The 15,222-nt window shown below is 73.1% G+C and carries 11 protein-coding genes and 1 pseudogene; 1 reads left to right on the forward strand and 11 read right to left on the reverse strand.

The window, feature by feature from the left end:
- Positions 1-71 precede the first annotated feature (71 nt).
- The 4 genes from HHL10_RS13020 to HHL10_RS13035 form a co-directional block, all read right to left on the reverse strand.
- Complete coding sequence (locus tag HHL10_RS13020) at positions 72-3,866, reverse strand: WD40 repeat domain-containing protein (protein ID WP_169160789.1); 3,795 nt, start codon at positions 3,864-3,866, stop codon at positions 72-74.
- Entirely contained in the window at positions 3,853-5,256 is a 1,404-nt protein-coding gene (locus HHL10_RS13025; protein ID WP_169160790.1) for a toll/interleukin-1 receptor domain-containing protein, read from the reverse strand. Before HHL10_RS13025 ends, HHL10_RS13020 begins: the two co-directional genes overlap by 14 nt.
- 143 nt (positions 5,257-5,399) lie before the next feature.
- On the reverse strand, positions 5,400-6,140 hold the full coding sequence (locus HHL10_RS13030; RefSeq protein ID WP_169160791.1) for a Mut7-C RNAse domain-containing protein: 741 nt from the start codon (positions 6,138-6,140) through the stop codon (positions 5,400-5,402).
- Positions 6,141-6,200: 60 nt separating this feature from the next.
- Positions 6,201-6,797 carry a putative pterin-binding protein gene (locus HHL10_RS13035; protein ID WP_169160792.1) on the reverse strand — a complete coding sequence of 199 codons (597 nt, stop codon included), beginning with the start codon at positions 6,795-6,797 and terminating at the stop codon, positions 6,201-6,203.
- 257 nt (positions 6,798-7,054) lie between these two features.
- Between HHL10_RS13035 and HHL10_RS13040 the strand changes: the two genes are divergently transcribed.
- Complete coding sequence (locus HHL10_RS13040; RefSeq protein WP_169160793.1) at positions 7,055-8,476, forward strand: sensor histidine kinase; 1,422 nt, start codon at positions 7,055-7,057, stop codon at positions 8,474-8,476.
- A gap of 15 nt (positions 8,477-8,491) precedes the next feature.
- On the opposite strand, the gene HHL10_RS13045 is transcribed toward HHL10_RS13040, so the two are convergent.
- The 7 genes and pseudogenes from HHL10_RS13045 to HHL10_RS13075 all read right to left on the reverse strand — a co-directional run bounded on the left by HHL10_RS13045 (position 8,492) and on the right by HHL10_RS13075 (position 15,167).
- Positions 8,492-8,935 carry a hypothetical protein gene (locus HHL10_RS13045; RefSeq protein ID WP_169160794.1) on the reverse strand — a complete coding sequence of 148 codons (444 nt, stop codon included), beginning with the start codon at positions 8,933-8,935 and terminating at the stop codon, positions 8,492-8,494.
- An 11-nt stretch (positions 8,936-8,946) separates the two neighbouring features.
- A complete protein-coding gene (locus HHL10_RS13050; RefSeq protein WP_169160795.1) occupies positions 8,947-9,456 on the reverse strand; it encodes a hypothetical protein in 510 nt (169 codons plus the stop codon).
- Entirely contained in the window at positions 9,453-10,517 is a 1,065-nt protein-coding gene (locus HHL10_RS13055) for a formate dehydrogenase subunit gamma (RefSeq protein WP_169160796.1), read from the reverse strand. The genes HHL10_RS13050 and HHL10_RS13055 overlap by 4 nt, the downstream gene beginning before the upstream one ends.
- Before the next feature lie 33 nt (positions 10,518-10,550).
- Positions 10,551-10,763 carry a hypothetical protein gene (locus HHL10_RS13060; RefSeq protein ID WP_169160797.1) on the reverse strand — a complete coding sequence of 71 codons (213 nt, stop codon included), beginning with the start codon at positions 10,761-10,763 and terminating at the stop codon, positions 10,551-10,553.
- 568 nt (positions 10,764-11,331) lie between these two features.
- A pseudogene (fdh3B, locus tag HHL10_RS13065) lies at positions 11,332-11,946 on the reverse strand (formate dehydrogenase FDH3 subunit beta); the annotation flags it as partial.
- 138 nt (positions 11,947-12,084) lie between these two features.
- A complete protein-coding gene (locus tag HHL10_RS13070) occupies positions 12,085-14,931 on the reverse strand; it encodes a formate dehydrogenase subunit alpha (RefSeq protein WP_169160798.1) in 2,847 nt (948 codons plus the stop codon).
- 38 nt (positions 14,932-14,969) lie between these two features.
- Positions 14,970-15,167 (reverse strand): formate dehydrogenase, encoded by a 198-nt coding sequence (locus tag HHL10_RS13075; RefSeq protein WP_169160799.1) that lies wholly within the window; start codon positions 15,165-15,167, stop codon positions 14,970-14,972.
- Positions 15,168-15,222: the final 55 nt, after the last annotated feature.

Here is a 15,222-nt window from a genome sequence, read left to right on the forward strand (position 1 = left end):
TGAGACTGGGTGATGCAAGCCTGCATTCTGGGCATCCGATCACGCCGTTCCGGGGCTGGCGGCCAGCGCCGTTACGGGCGCGCCGACACGGCCGCCGCCTGCACCGGTGCGCAGGCCGGCGGCGACTCGTGCCCGCCCGCCTCCTCCACCGTCACCGGCAGCCCCGGGCACTGGCACACATAGGGCATTTCCGGCGACACCCACTCGCGCCACTCCCGTGCGCTCATGTTGCGCGTGAGCCGCGAGCACAGCTGCCGGGGCCAGACGCTGGGCGCGGGCCACAGGCGCGGCGTGGCGTCCAGGCCACCCATGGCAGCGATGCGCTCCCCGTCCGGGCTGAAGGCCAGCCCCGCCACCGGGCCCTGCTGGCCCTCCAGCGGCACGCCCACCGGGCGCCCCGTGGCGGTTTCCCACAGCCGCAGCTTGCCGTCCCAGCTGCCCGACACCAGCCGCTGCCCGTCAGGCCGGAACACCACCCGCAGCACCGGGCCCTTGTGGCCCTGCAGCGGCTCGCCCAGCGGCTGGCCGGTGGCGCTGTCCCACAGGCGCAGCGTGCGGTCCCAGCCCGCGGAGGCCAGCCGCGTGCCGTCACGGCTGAAAGCCAGCGCCATCACGCGATCCTTGTGGCCGTGCGGCGCCGCGCGCAGCCCCCGGCCCGTGGCGGCGTCCCACCAGTGCACGCGGCCCTCGCCGTCGCCGGCCACCAGCTGCCGCCCGTCGGGGCTCCAGGCCACGCTCCAGAGCTCGGGGGTGCCGCTCTCCAGCGGCGCGCCCACGGCCTGCCCGGTGGCGGCATCCCACAGCCGCACCAGGCCGTCATGGCCCGCCGAGGCGATGCGCCGGCCGTCCGGGCTGAAGGCCACGCCGGCGATGCGGTCGCGGTGCCGGGCCAGCGGTGCGCCCAGCGGCTGCCCGGTGGCGGCGTCCCAGCGCCGCAGCGTGCGGTCGGCGCTGCCCGAGACGATGAGGCGGCCGTCCGGGCTGAAGGCGACGCTGGTGACGCGCTCCTCGTGCCCGTGCAGCGGCCCACCCAGCGGCTGGCCGGTGGCGGCGTCCCACAGCCGCAGCGCGTGGTCGCCATGGCCGGTGACCAGGCGCGTGCCGTCCGGGCTCCAGGCCAGGGCCAGCACCAGGCCGCCGGGCGGCAGCTTGGCGCCGGGCGGGAGGTCGCCCGAGTCGATCCAGGGCTGCAGGCTGTAGGCCTGCACGCCGGCAATGCTGGCGTCGCGGCGCCGGGCCGGGTCGATGCCGCGGACCTCGCCCAGCCGCGCCTGCATCAGCACGTCCGGCGCCACCGGCGCGTCGGCCCGCCACCAGCGCAGGCTGGCGTCCAGGCCGGTGGAGAACAGCTGCCGGCCATCCGCGCTGTAGGCCACGGCCGTGATGCGCTCCTTGTGCCCCTCCAGCGCCTGGCCCAGCGGCCGGGCCTCGCGCACGTCCCACAGCCGCAGCGCGTCATCCGCACCGGCGGAGATCAGCCGGGTGCCGTCCGGGCTGAAGGCCAGCGCCGACACGCCGCCCAGGTGGCCGTGCAGCGGCTCGCCCAGCGCCCGGCCGGTGCGGCCGTCCCACAGCCGCACACTCGCGTCCTCGCTGGCCGAGGCCAGCCGCGCGCCGTCCGGGCTGAAGGCCAGGGCGTTGACCACGTCGGCGTGCCCCTCCAGCGGCGCGCCCACGGCGGCGCCGGTGGTGGCGTCCCAGCGCCGCAGCGTGCGGTCGGCCCCGGCCGAGACCAGCTGCCTGCCGTCCGGGCTGAAGGCCACGGCGGTCACGGCGCCGGCGTGGCCCAGCAGCGGCTCGCCCAGCGGCTGGCCGCCGGCGGCATCCCAGCGCCGCAGGCTGCGGTCGGCGCTGGCGGAGACGACTTGGCGCCCATCCGGGCTGAAAGCCACGCCCAGCACCGGGCCCTGGTGCGCCTGCAGCGCGCCGCCCAGCGGCCGGCCGCTGGCCAGGTCCCACAGCCGCAGCGTGTGGTCGTCGCTGCCCGACACCAGGCGGCGCCCGTCCGGGCTGAAGGCCACGCTGCTGACGCGGCCCAGGTGCCCGATCAGCGGCGCGCCCGCCGGGCGGCCGCTGGCGGCGTCCCACAGCTGCACGGTGTGGTCGTCGCAGGCGGTGGCGATGCGCGTGCCGTCGGGGCTCACCGCCAGCGCGCGCAGCGGCGCCGCGACATGGGTGATCTTGAGCAGCCCGGGCTCGTGCAGCAGCGCATGCAGCAGCGCGCCGTCCACCGCGCCGGGCACCAGGCGCTGGGCCGCCAGCAGCTGCAGCAGCGCGCGCTCGTCGCCCTCGACGCGCGAGCCGCCGAGCATGGCCTGCGCCTCGGCGGCCAGGCGCAGCGTGGTGGCGTGGCGGCTGCTGTCCTGCGCCGCGTGCTGCTGCTTCTGCGCCTCCTCGAAGGCCCACAGCGCGAAGCCCAGCAGCACGCACAGCAGCGCGGTGAGCACCACCAGGCCGTTGCGCATGCGCGCCACGTGCGCGCGGCTGCGCTCGGCCTGCTCGCGGCGCCGGCGCTCCAGCTGCGCCAGGCGCTGCGCCTCCTCGTGCTGGCGCTCGTGCTCGCGCTGCAGCTCGCGGTCGCGCGCCAGCCGTGCGTCGCGCGAGCGCGCCACGATGCCCACCAGCCGGTCGTGGATCAGCTCGATGCGCGCCACGCCCTGCTGCTGCTCGATGCGCAGCAGCCGGTGCCGCTCGGTCAGCGCCGCCAGCTCCTCGATCGTGAGGTGGCCGCGCTGCAGCGCCTCGTCGCGCGGAAAGCTGCCGCGGTAGCGGTCGCCCTGGATCAGGTGCGTCTCGATGAAGCGCGGCACGCGCTCGGCCAGCCCGGCCAGCGCCTCGTCGTGAAAGCTCTGCAGGATGTCCTGCCCGGCGCTGGCCAGCAGCGCCGCGTCCACCCGCGCCCCCGGCGCGCGGCGCTGGTTGAGCTGGGTGCAGCACAGGCTCAGCAGCACCGGCTCCACCTCGGCCTGCTCCGGCGCGGCGCCCGGCGCGTTCGCCACGCCGTCCTCGCTCTGGGCCACGAAGTCCACGATGCGCGCCGCCACGCCCGGTGCCAGCACCGCCGCGCCGGCGCGCTCGGTGGCGGCCACGGCCTGGCGCCGCGACATCGGCAGCAGCCGCAGCCGGTTGCGCAGCAGCGAGGGCACGCGGTCCTTCCAGGACTCGATCTCGGGCAGGAAATCCTCGCGGAAGGACAGCACCACGCGGTAGCGCTGCGAGCCCAGGTCCAGCGCGCGCAGCGCCTCGCGCGCGCCCTCGCCCTCACACACCTCGGCCGGAATGCGGTTCTCGATCAGGTCGGCCAGCGCATCGAACACGCGGCCGATGCGCTCGCGCCCGGCGCCGCCGCGCGAGAACAGCTCCTCGAACTGGTCGAACACCAGCACCGGCGTGAGCAGGAAGTTGTCGCTGCTCCAGATCTCCAGGTCGCGCCGGTGCAGCCAGGTCCACAGCTCCTCGCCCGGCGCGCGCGGCGGCGCCTCGGCGCCGACCCGCGCAATCTCCTCCTCCAGCCGCCGCGCCACCTGCTCCAGCGGCGGACACGGCGCCTGGGGCGAGAAGTCCACGCGCACGTAGACGGGCAGGTGGTGCTCGGCGCGCAGCGCCGGGAACACGCCGGCCTGCAGCAGCGAGCTCTTGCCCAGCCCGGACTTGCCGTAGAGCACCGTCAGCGGCGCCAGGCGGATCAGGCGCAGCAGCTCGGCCGCCTCCTCGTCGCGGCCGTGGAAGAAGTCGCGCGAAGCCTCGTCGTAGGCGGCCAGGCCCGGCCAGGGATGCTCGCGGTCCAGGGCGACCGCCGTGGAAGTGCCGCCCTGGGCGCCGGCCGTGGGCGCGGCCGCGTCCGGCATGGCCTCAAGCGGACCCATGCGCGACCTCCGGACGGCGCGCCTCGCGCACCAGGGCCTTGAGACGCGACATCAGCCGCCCGTCGGGCACGCCGTCCGGCGCGTGGCCGAAGTCCAGCGGCGCCCAGGCGCGCACCGGATCGACGCCGTAGCGCTCGGGCTCGTAGTCCTCGTCCACGATCACCGGGAACAGGAAGGGCCGGTTCATGCCCTGGCGGCGGTCGTCGGCGGCGCGCCACTCGCGGAACACGAAGGCCTCCTCGCGCGCCAGCGCGGCCTCCGAGAGCAGCGGCAGGAAGTAGCGGCAGCCGCGGATGCCGTCCTCGATGCGCTGCGCGAAGTCGTGGCCCGGCTCGATGTTCCGGCGGTCGAACCAGATTTCGCCCTCGGCCACGCCGACCTTGAGCAGCGCCTCGAACAGCGCCTGCGCGCGCGGCAGGTCGGTAGCGCGCGAGTAGCTGATGAAGAACAGCGGCCGCGGCGGCGGCGCGGCCCCAGCCGGCGTGCCCGCAGCAGCGGCGGCGGGACGCGCCGCCTGCTCGGCGCTCCAGCGCCGGTGCAGCTCGGCCACGAACTGCGCCGGCGGCACCTGCGACAGCACCTCGGTGTCGCGGCTGTAGCTGCGCAGGAAGCCGGTGAGCGCCGCCTCGGGCTGCGGCTCCTCGATCAGCCACTCGCGCTTGGCCTTCTCGGACAGCCGGCTCTTGTTGGTCACGCGCAGGAAGAAGCGGCCCAGCCAGTCGGGGAAGCTGCAGCCCAGCAGCAACAGGCTGCGCTCCTGCAGCTCGCCCAGGAAGGCGCCGGGCACGTGGCCGCCGCGGGCGATGAGGTTGTGCGCGTACTCCAGCACGTCCTCGTCGTGCAGCGCGAACATCGGCGCCGGGCGCGACTTGCCGAACAGGTAGAGCAGGTGCACCTCGCCGGGACGGTTGAGCCAGTCGGGAAGCAGGTCGCGGCCCTCGCTGGTGGGCAGCCGCGGCGAGTGCACGATCTCGTTGACGGCGCAGCGGCGGCGCAGGCTGCGCGCGAGCAGGTCGTCGGGCGTGAGCGTGACCAGCAGCCGGAAGTCGCTGATCTGCGCCAGCTGCCGCAGCGGCGGCGGCACCACCGCCTCGTCGTCGCCGGCGGTGAGCTCCTGCAGCGCGGCATGCACGTCGCCGTAGAGGTCCTGCAGGCTGGCGTGAGGCTTCAGGCGCGAGACGGCCTCGTGCAGCTCGCGCAGCGGCGGCAGCGGCGCGTCGGGGTCTTCCGCGCCCGGCTCGCCCTCGTGCATCTGCAGCAGTCGCCGGGCCACGCGCGCCTGCAGCGAGGGTTCGCCGTCCCGGCCCACCAGGAGCTGCGGCCCCACCACCGGCACCACCATGCCGTCGCGGATCTGGCTCAGCAGCCGCCGCCACGCCGCCTCGTTCATCCCCTGTCCCCTCTGCATTCCGGCGCCGCTTGCATGAGCGGGCGCGTATTGACATCGCGGCGCGTGCAGGGCACGCGCTGGCGGGGATCGTACATGGGGGGCCGCGGCAGCGGCCGGGCCCACGGGCGGCTGGGTGCGCAGTCCTACCGGACGCTGACGGGACGCAACGACGCCAGCGTCGCTGCCACCCCGCGCACCGCCTCGTGCATGCGCCGCCAATGCGAACCGCGCCAGAAGATGCGCTGGCAACCCGGGCAGCGCCAGAACTGCTCGAAGCTGGCGCGGGTGTTGGGCAGCAGGCGCTCGGCCACCTCGGCCTTGGGCACCGGCACAGGCACGGCGTTGCACTCCAGGCAGCGGCTGGGGCCAGGCTCGTGCAGCGGCAGCGACCAGCGCCGCGCCACGTCGGCCAGCTGCGCCAGCGGGTCGTCGTCGCGCAGCCAGCCGCCGGCGTGCACGTGGCGGTGCATCAGCAGCGCGCGGTCGCGGGTCAGCACGATGCGGTCCTCGTCCGCGGCCAGCGCCACCAGCTCGGCGTCGTCCCAGGCGTTGTGCCAGAGCGTGTCCAGCCCGGCGAAGCGCAGGTAGCGCGCCAGGCGGCCCAGGTGCGCGTCGGCGATGAAGCGCCTGCCGCCGGCAGGCACTTCGGGCGCGAGCCGCCGCAGCGCCGGCAGCACGGCGACGCGGTCGCCCGGCTGCAAAAAGCTCTCCAGCGGCGCGGGCCGGCCGTTGACCAGCAGCAGCGCCACCTCGGTGTGCGGCACGCCCAGGGCCTCGATGGCGTGCTTGGCGTTCTCGTGCGGCGCCACCGCGTGCTCGAAGGCCCGGCCGCGCCGCCCCGGCGGCAGGAAGTCGCCCAGCTCGGCGTAGAAGCGGAATTCCATGGGAATCGGAAGGCGCGTGTGCCGGGGTGCGGCAACGCGCGTGCCTCACCCTGTCTTCGCTCAGCCCGCCCTCGCCTCCACGTGGTACAGCCCCCAGGGACAGAGGCTGAAACGCTCCTTGACCGGCTTGTCGCGGAAGGCGGGCAGGCGGTCGGCGTCGAGCACCGCCCATTGCGGACCCAGGCCGCCCAGCGCCAGCGGCCGGCCGTCGAGCTGCGTCGCCAGCACCATGCGCCAGCGCCGCGCGTCGGCCAGCGCCACCTGCACCGCGTAGCCGTCGAGCGCACGCAGCGTGAGCTGCACGGGCGCGTCCGGCGCCACGCCCGCGGCGGCCAGCACCTGCTCCAGCAGCGGGCCGGCCAGGCGGTGCGGCTGCTCGTCGTACTCCAGCGTGGGACGGATCTCCACCGCCGGCAGCGCCTGCAGCGCCGCCGCGTCGAATTCGAAGGCACGCGCAAAGCTCACCTGGTGCTTGACGAAAAGCCGCTCCAGCGCCGGGTCCAGCGCGCCGCGGTTGGCGCGGGTGAGCGCCGGCCCGCTGAGCGTGAGCAGTGCCGGGCCGCGCCGCGACGGCGCCGCGCTCCCGGCGCGCGCTGCCTGCGCCAGCGGCAAGGCGCCCCCCAGCAGCGCGGCGGTGATGGCACGACGGTGATTCATGATCCGACCTCCTTTTGATACTCAGAGTTACGCTTGCAACACTAAAGCCGCTTTGTGTTTGTGCCGTATCAGCCGAACACGCTTTATGCGCGCGGGATGCGGCCTTCGGGGCATTTCGTCACGTGTGGGCGCAGTGTCCTGTGTCACCGTTCCTTCGGAGCCGGGAGAAGCCGGTTTTCAGGACGGGCTTGGCGGGCCGTGCCGAAGGCGCGGTGCCTGGGCCAGCCTTCCTGCCAATACGGAAACAGGGGAGAGGGATGGGTTCCAAGGAGGGCCTCGGGCTGCTCGACAGCGCGACGTTCACGGTGGACGAGGCGCAGCTGCGCCGCCTGCGCCAGGCCTCGCAGCGGCGGCTGCACGTGCGCCAGATCCCGGCCATGCGGGCTGCGGGCTTCTTCATCCTGAGCCTGATCCTGGGGCTCAACGAGCTGCGCCTGGGCCGGCCGCTGGAGGACCCGGCACTGTGGCGCGTGGTGCTGCTCAACGTGGGCTACTGCCTGGCGAGCTGGGGCGTGCTGTGGCGCTGGCATGGCCGCACCGGCCGCCTTGACCTGGGGCTGCTGTTCCTGCACCTGGACCTGCTGGTGTGGCTGGTCAACCTGCACCATGTCGAGACCGACCACACCCTGTTCGCCGCGGTGCTGCTGGTGCGCGTGGCCGACCAGGTTGGTTACGGCTTCCGGCGCGCGCTCTACTTCAACCACGTCGTGGCGCTGGCCTACCTGGCCTACGCGGCCTGGGCCGGCGCGCGGGGGTCGGCGGTGCCGTGGGGCGACCGGATCGGCATGGCGGTGGTGATGTACCTCGCGGGGCTGTACCTGTCGCTCACCGGGCTGGTGACGCAGCGCCTGCGCGAGCGGGTGCGCCGTGGCGTGCATGCGGCGCGCGACCTCGTGCAGCAGCTCGAACGTCAGACGCGCCACCTGCAGCAGCAGGCCGAGGAGCTGCAGCTGGCCCGCGTCGCGGCCGAGGAGGCCAGCGAAGCCAAGTCGCGCTTCCTCTCCAGCATCAGCCATGAGCTGCGCACGCCGCTCAACGGCGTGATGGGCATGCTGCAGCTGCTGCAGGGCACCGAGCTCACGCCGCCGCAGCAGCACTACACCGGCACGGCGCTGGAGTCCTCCGCGCGGCTGGTGACGCTGATCGAGGAGCTGCTGGACGTGGCCAGCATGCAGGCCGGCGCCCTGGCGCTGCATCCGCAACCCTTCAACTTCGCGCAGCTGGTGGCGGCGCTGCTGCAGGAGATGCGGCCGCTGGCGCAGGGCAAGCCGCTGCTGCTGGAGGTCGAGGGCGATCCGGCGCTGGACCGCCTCTTCCACGCCGATGCGCGGCGGCTGCGCCAGATGCTGTTCCACCTGCTGCACAACGCGCTGAAGTTCACCGACCACGGCGAGGTGCGGCTGCACCTGCGCTGCCTGCGCGAGGACGAGCTCAGCGCGCTGGTGCGCCTGGTCGTCAGCGACACCGGCTGCGGCATGTCCGCGGCGCAGGTGGAGCGGCTGTTCGCGCCCTTCGAGCAGGCCGACTCCTCCAGCACGCGCCGCCACGGCGGCAGCGGCCTGGGCCTGGCCATCGCGCGCGAAACCGTGGCGCTGATGGGCGGCTCCATCCGCGTGCGCAGCGAGCCCGGGCGCGGCACGGCCTTCGAGGTGGAGTTTCAGCTGAGGAAGGCGGGGTGAGGGAAAAGGCAGGCCTCACCGCGCCAGCGGCGTCTTCGGTTTCTTGACGTCCTCGCTGGGCGGCGCGGTGCCCAGCTTCTCGCTGCGGATGGGCACCGGCGGTGCCGAGGCGGCGCCCGCCGCCGGGGTGCCGGGCGCGCTGTGCGGATTGCCCTGCCCCGGCACCTGCGCCGAGCCCGAGCCGCCGGAGGTGCCCACCTGGGCCGCGGCCACCGGCGTGGGCGCGTTCACGGGCCAGCCCTGCGCCGCGGCGCGCTGGCGCCAGCGCTGCGACAGGCGGTCCATCGAGGCCTCCAGCTGCTGCTTCTCCAGCGCCGCGGCCGAGGCCGCCTGCGCCGCCTTGGCCGCCGCCGCGGCCTGCTGCTCCGGCGTGGGCGCGGGCAGCGCGGCCTGCGCCGTCAGCGCCGCCAGGCCCAGCGCCAGCGACGCGGCCCGGGTGCGGAACTCGCTGCGATGCATCACCGACTCCTTCATTGCGAGCCCGGCGAGCTCGCCGGGTTCGAGCCGCCCGCCGCCGCGCCCGACGAGGCCCCGGCCACCGCGCCCGGCACGTTGGACATGCCGCCCACGGCGCCGCCCGAGGACGTCGCCGCCGAGGCCGACACGCCCGGCGGCACGACACCCGAGGCGCCGGGGTCGGCCGTGGCGGAGGCCGCCTTCTGCGGGCCCTCGCCCGCCGGCAGGCCGCCGGAAACCCGCTCGCCCCCGGTGCCGCCCATGCGCGCCCCGCCGACGTTGCCCTCCGCGCCCTGTGGAATGCCGGGCGTGCCCGCGGGCGGCGCCGTCTGCTTGCCGCCGCTCTGCGCAATGACCTCGCCGCTGGTGCCGCCGCCGGCGCTGACCTGCCCGGGGAACTTGGTCTGGACCACGCCGTCCTCGACCTTCGGGCCGCGGTCGCAGCCCGCGGCCAGCAGCGCCGCCAGCAACGCGGCGCCGGCCAGGCTGATGCCGCGGCGCGGTTGAGCGGGCAACGCGCTCATCGCCGGCCTCCCGTGCCGCGCTCGCGCGCCACGATCTGCCGCCACCACAGCTCGTGGTGCGTGCGCACCCAGGCCTCGTCCACCGTGCCGTGGCGCATGCCGCGGTAGGCGCCGGGGCTGCCCAGCGTGCCGAGGTAGATGTGGCCCATCGCGAAGGCGATGTAGAAGGCCGCGCCCAGCAGGTGCAGCATGTTGGCCACCTGCAGCAGGTAACGCGTGAAGCCCGGCCCCGGCGTGTCGCCGGCAAAGTACGGGAAGTTGAGCATCAGCCCGGTGATGCCCATGAGCAGGCCCATGAGCGTCACGCCGAACCAGAACCACACCTTCTCGCCGAGGTTGAAGTAGGGCGCGGGCACATGCGCATGCGACACCAGCCCGCCGCCGGCCTTGAGCCACTGCCAGTCGGCACGCTCGAAGCGGTTGCGCCGCACGTAGGTGAAGAACATCGCCAGCGTGCACAGGATGAACAGCGGGCCGGCGACGTTGTGCACGTACTTGCTGATGATCGCGAGCCAGGAAAACAGCGCGTGCCCCATCCACGGCAGCAGCAGTTGCTTGCCGAACAGGACCACCAGCCCGGTGAGCGCCAGCACGATGAAGGTGATGGCGGTGGCCCAGTGCGTCCAGCGGTCCAGCCGCGTGAAGCGCTGGATGTCGCGCCCGGTCTCGGCGCCTTCGATCTTCTGCGGCCCGAACACGCGGTACAGCCCGAAGATGCCCAGCGGCACCAGCAGCAGCACCGTGCCGGCCAGCGTGGCCAGCGGCCCGTTGCGCCACACGCGCCAGGTGTTGCCGCCGCGCTGCAGGATCACGTCCTGCTCGGGCATGAGCCCCGGCGGCTTGATGAAGTGGCGGTCGAAGTGCCGCCGCCCCGAAGCCGCGTCGCCCCGCCCGGGCTCGGGCAGGCCCTGTTCGGACTGCAGGATGGTCTGCTCCTCCGCGTAGGCCGGCTCGGCCTTCTCGTGCGGCACCGCCGCCAGCGCGGGCACCAGCGTCAGCAGCGCCAGCGCCACGGCCAGCAGGAACGGGGAGAACCACAGGAGGAGTCGGCGCAAGGACATGGCGGTTCCTAGGGAGGGATCGGGGACTTCGGCTCAGGGGCGCATGCGCGCGTACTCGTTCTGGTGCCGGTTGCGGTTGTCGATGGCCGCGTTCCAGGCCAGCCGGTCGCCGCTGAAGCGCAGCTGCTGCGGCAGGTCGTCGGTCTTGCCGTCGTAGCGGCCCTCGCGGTAGGGCGGGTTCTGCTCGACCTCCAGGCAGCCCGCCAGCAGCAGCGGGGCAAGCACGAGCAGCAAGGCTTTCTTCATGGGCGGGTCCTCAGGCGGGGTTCGCCGGCAAGCAGCCAATGCCGTGCCTGCCGTCCTTCAATGCCGTTTGGCCAAAGACCCGCAGTACGTCGGCCGCAAGCTGGTGGGCTTCGCCTACCACTTCGTCATTCCCGCGCAGGCGGGAACCCAGGCGGCCCCACGTCAGAGCGCGAGCGACGGCGCAGCGCCACAAGAAGGTCGATGGGCGCCTTCCCACTCTGCTCACGGCTGGCAGGGGGACCGCCTGGGTCCCCGCCTGCGCGGGGATGACGGAGTAGTGAGCGGAGCGTTGCGGCTCACGGCCAACGTCCAGCCAGAGTCCCGGACACCGGTGCCCCGCCACCGATATGACGAAAGTTGCTCCTGCAGCCACGTAAAACCGTCCTCACGTCGGCAGCCGCCGCGGGTTGTTCTGGAAACTGCCGGGCAGCTGGTTCGTGCGCGGGCCCTGGCCGGTGGCGCTGTTGTCGTGGATGACGCCGTCGGGCCCCTTGGTCGCCGGCTGGCCGGCGGCCGGGGCGCCGTTGTCATGGCCGTTGCCGTTGGCATCCGTCCCGGCGTTGCCGCTCCCGGCCGGCGGCGCGGCCTTGGCCGGCGCCTGCCGCGCGCCGCGGTCGTAGGCGATGTCCCAGCCCCAGAGCTCCGGCCCGTAGCCGCGCGTGTCCACGCGCTGCTTGTAGATCAGGGCAATGATGTTGGCGTCGCCGCCCAGCAGCGCCTTGGTGCCGCACATCTCGGCGCACAGCGGCAGCTTGCCTTCGGCGATGCGGTTGCGCCCGTACTGCTGGAACTCGGCCTCGCTGGCGTCGGGCTGCGGGCCGCCGTTGCAGAAGGTGCACTTGTCCATCTTGCCGCGGTGGTTGAAGGCGCCGGTGGACGGGAACTGCGGCGCCCCGAAGGGGCAGGCCAGCGAGCAGTAGCCGCAGCCGATGCACAGGTCCTTGTCGTGCAGCACCACGCCGTCGGCCGTGTGATAGAAGCAGTCCACCGGGCACACCGCCATGCACGGCGCGTTGGTGCAGTGCATGCACGCCACCGACATGTAGTGCTCGCCCGGCGCGCCGTCGCCGATGGTCACCACGCGGCGCCGGTTCACGCCCCAGGGCGTCTCGTGCTCGTTCTTGCAGGCGGTCACGCAGCCGTTGCAGTCGATGCAGCGCTCCGTGTCGCAGATGAATTTCATGCGCGCGGCCATGGCGGCGCTCCTTTCGGTCCGTTTGCCGTTCGCCCCGGGCTTGTCGAAGGGCCTGCGGACCAGCCCGGCCCCAGGACTTCGACGGGCTCAGCCCGAACGCAGAGTTGTTGAGCCCTCATCTCTGGCTCATGCGTAGCGGCGCAACCGGCACAGCGACACCTTGGTCTCCTGCATCATGGTCACGGCGTCGTAACCGTAGGTCCAGCCGGTGTTGGCGGCCTCGCCGCGCACGATGGGCGCGGCGCCTTCGGGGTAGTGCTTGCCCAGGTCCTCGCCCATCCACCAGCCGCCGAAGTGGTAGGGCATCCACACCACGCCCTGCCCCACGCGCGGCGTGACCATCGCGTGCACCTTCAGCCGCGCGCCGGTGGGCGTCTCGACCCAGACGAACTCGCCGGTCTTGACGCCGATGCGCCCGGCATCGAAGGGGCTGATCTCCACGAACATCGCCTGCTGCAGCTCGGCCAGCCAGGGGTTGGAGCGCGTCTCGTCGCCGCCCCCTTCGTACTCGACCAGGCGGCCGGAAGTCATGATCAATGGAAAATCCTTGCTGTAGTCGCGCGCGGACTGCACCGACTTGTAGAGCGTGGGCAGCCGCCAGAACGTGGCCCGGTCCTCGAAGGTCGGGTACTTGGCCAGCAGGTCCGGGCGCGGCGTCATCAGCGGCTCGCGGTGCACCGGCACCGGGTCGGGGAAGTTCCACACCTGCGCCCGCGCGCGGGCGTTGCCGTAGGGCGCGCAACCATGCGCGATGGCCACGCGGATGATCCCGCCCGAGAGGTCGGTCTTCCAGTTCTTGCCCTCGGCCGCGGCCTGCTCGACGGGCGTGAGCTCGCTCCACCAGCCCAGCTTCTTCAGGAACACGTGGTCGAACTCGGGGTAGCCGGTGTCGAGTTGGCTGTCGCGGTTGGAGGAGCCGTCGGCCGCCAGCAGGCTCTGGCCCTGGTGCTCCACGCCCCAGTTGGCGCGGAAGGGCATGCCGCCCTCGGCCACGGACTTGCTGAGGTCGTAGAGGATGGGCGTGCCCGGGTGCTTCATCTCCGGCGTGCCCCAGCAGGGCCAGGGCAGGCCGTAGTAGTCGCCCTTGCACGGGCCGGAATCGGCGCGCAGCGTGGTCGGGTCGAAGTCGGCCTTGTGTTGCATGTGCAACTTCAGCCGCTCCGGCGAGCAGCCCGTGTAGCCGATGGTCCAGACGCTGCGGTTGATCTCGCGCAGGATGTCCTCGATCACCGGCTCGTTGTTGACCACCTTGATGTTCTTCACCAGCTGCTCGGCGAAGCCGAACTTCCGGGCGAAGAGGTACATGATCTCGTGGTCGGTCTTGCTCTCGAAGATCGGCATGATCACGCGCTCGCGCCACTGCACGCTGCGGTTGGACGCGGTGCACGAGCCCTGCGTCTCGAACTGCGTGCACGCGGGCAGCAGGTACACGCCGTCGCGGCGCCCGTGCATGGCGGCGGTCATGGTCGGGTACGGGTCGATCACCACCAGCAGGTCGAGCTTCTGCATGGCCGCGCGCATGTCGGGCAGCCGCGTCTGGCTGTTGGGCGCGTGGCCCCAGTACACGACGGCGCGCAGCGGGCTGGGCTGGTCCATGTACTCGGCCTTCTCCAGCACGCCGTCGAACCAGCGCGACACCGTCATGCCGGGCTTTTCCATCAGCGCCTTGGAGGCGTAGCGGCCCTTGAGCCATTCGTAGTCCACGCCCCAGACGGTGCAGAAGTGCTTCCACGCGGGCTCGGCCAGGCCGTAGTAGCCCGGCAGCGAGTCGGGGTTGGGGCCGACGTCGGTGGCGCCCTGCACGTTGTCGTGGCCGCGGTAGATGTTGGCCCCGCCGCCGGGCACGCCGATGTTGCCCAGCACCAGTTGCAGGATCGACAGGGCGCGCACGTTGGCCGTGCCCACGTGGTGCTGCGTGATGCCCATGCACCACACCACCGAAGAGGGCTTGTTGCGCGCGAGCATTTCCGCCGCCTCGCGCACCGAGGCCTCGGGCACGCCGGTGACCTCGCTGACGCGGTCCGGCGTCCACTTCTGCACCTCCTTGCGCACGGCATCCATGCCGTAGGTGCGCGCCTCGATGTAGGCCCGGTCCTCCCAGCCGTTGGCGAAGATGTGCCACAGCAGGCCCCACACGAAGGCGATGTCGGTGCCGGGGCGGATGCGCACGTAGTGGTGGGCGAAGCGCGCGGTGCGCGTGAAGCGCGGATCGACCACGATCATCTTGGCGCCCAGTTCCTTGGCATGCAGGAAGTGCAGCATGGAGATCGGGTGCGCCTCGGAGGGGTTGGAGCCGATGAACAGCACGGCCTTGCTGTGGTGCAGGTCGTTGAAGCTGTTGGTCATGGCCCCGTAGCCGAAGGTCTGGGCCACGCCGGCCACGGTGGTGGAGTGGCAGATGCGCGCCTGGTGGTCGCAGTTGTTGGTGCCCCACATCGACACGAACTTGCGCAGCAGGTAGGACTGCTCGTTGTTGTGCTTGGAGCTGCCGATCCAGAACACGGCGTCGGGCCCGGCCTGCTCGCGCACCTTCAGCAGCCGGTCGCCGACCTCGGTGATGGCCTGGTCCCAGGAGATGCGCTGGTACTTGCCGTCCACGAGCTTCATCGGGTAGCGCAGCCGGTGCTCGCCGTGGCCGTGCTCGCGCACCGAGGCGCCCTTGGCGCAGTGCGCGCCCATGTTGATGGGCGAGTCGAAGGCGGCGTCCTGGCGAATCCACACACCGTTCTGCACCACCGCCTCCACCGAGCAACCCACCGAGCAGTGGCTGCACACGGTGTGCTTGATCTCGACGGGCGAATTCGCCGGCGGCTTGGGCTCGGCGGCAACGGCAGGCTCGATGAACCGGTTGGCGATCGGTCGCGCCAGCAACCCGGTGGCGCCGGCCGTCAGGCCCGCGCGCACCAGCAGGCTGCGCCGCGTCAGCCGGGTCTTGGCGACGGCGGCGGTCTTGCGCATGAGCAGGCTGGACATCGGTACTTCCCTGTTTGTGATGACGGCCGCGGGGCGGCCTACAGCCGGGCGGCGCTGCGGTAGTAGCGGCGCGTGTGCTCGGTCTCGTGGTAGGTGGCGGGCCGCGGCGGCTGGGCCTCGGCCACGGGCGCGGCCGGCGCGGGCGGCGCCTCGCGGCCGCGCAGCGCGGCCACGGCGGCCACCGGCGTGCAGGCCGCGGCGGCCAGCAGGTTTCGGCGGGGAAGACGCAAGGGCATGACGGCTCCGTATCGGGTTGAAGGCGGTGGATCGGGGGGCAAGACAAGCGCCGGC

Origin of the sequence: Azohydromonas caseinilytica, assembly GCF_012927045.1 — a bacterium.
Classification (GTDB): Bacteria; Pseudomonadota; Gammaproteobacteria; order Burkholderiales; family Burkholderiaceae_C; genus Azohydromonas; species Azohydromonas caseinilytica.

What these genes read in the sequence shown, in the direction of transcription:
- HHL10_RS13070 (WP_169160798.1), bottom strand. Translation starts at nt 14,931, where the DNA reads ATGTCCAGCCTGCTCATGCGCAAGACCGCCGCCGTCGCCAAGACCCGG.
- HHL10_RS13040 (WP_169160793.1), top strand. Translation starts at nt 7,055, where the DNA reads ATGGGTTCCAAGGAGGGCCTCGGGCTGCTCGACAGCGCGACGTTCACG.
- HHL10_RS13025 (WP_169160790.1), bottom strand. Translation starts at nt 5,256, where the DNA reads ATGAACGAGGCGGCGTGGCGGCGGCTGCTGAGCCAGATCCGCGACGGC.
- HHL10_RS13020 (WP_169160789.1), bottom strand. Translation starts at nt 3,866, where the DNA reads ATGGGTCCGCTTGAGGCCATGCCGGACGCGGCCGCGCCCACGGCCGGC.
- HHL10_RS13075 (WP_169160799.1), bottom strand. Translation starts at nt 15,167, where the DNA reads ATGCCCTTGCGTCTTCCCCGCCGAAACCTGCTGGCCGCCGCGGCCTGC.
- HHL10_RS13030 (WP_169160791.1), bottom strand. Translation starts at nt 6,140, where the DNA reads ATGGAATTCCGCTTCTACGCCGAGCTGGGCGACTTCCTGCCGCCGGGG.
- HHL10_RS13050 (WP_169160795.1), bottom strand. Translation starts at nt 9,456, where the DNA reads ATGAGCGCGTTGCCCGCTCAACCGCGCCGCGGCATCAGCCTGGCCGGC.
- HHL10_RS13060 (WP_169160797.1), bottom strand. Translation starts at nt 10,763, where the DNA reads ATGAAGAAAGCCTTGCTGCTCGTGCTTGCCCCGCTGCTGCTGGCGGGC.
- HHL10_RS13035 (WP_169160792.1), bottom strand. Translation starts at nt 6,797, where the DNA reads ATGAATCACCGTCGTGCCATCACCGCCGCGCTGCTGGGGGGCGCCTTG.
- HHL10_RS13045 (WP_169160794.1), bottom strand. Translation starts at nt 8,935, where the DNA reads ATGCATCGCAGCGAGTTCCGCACCCGGGCCGCGTCGCTGGCGCTGGGC.
- HHL10_RS13055 (WP_169160796.1), bottom strand. Translation starts at nt 10,517, where the DNA reads ATGTCCTTGCGCCGACTCCTCCTGTGGTTCTCCCCGTTCCTGCTGGCC.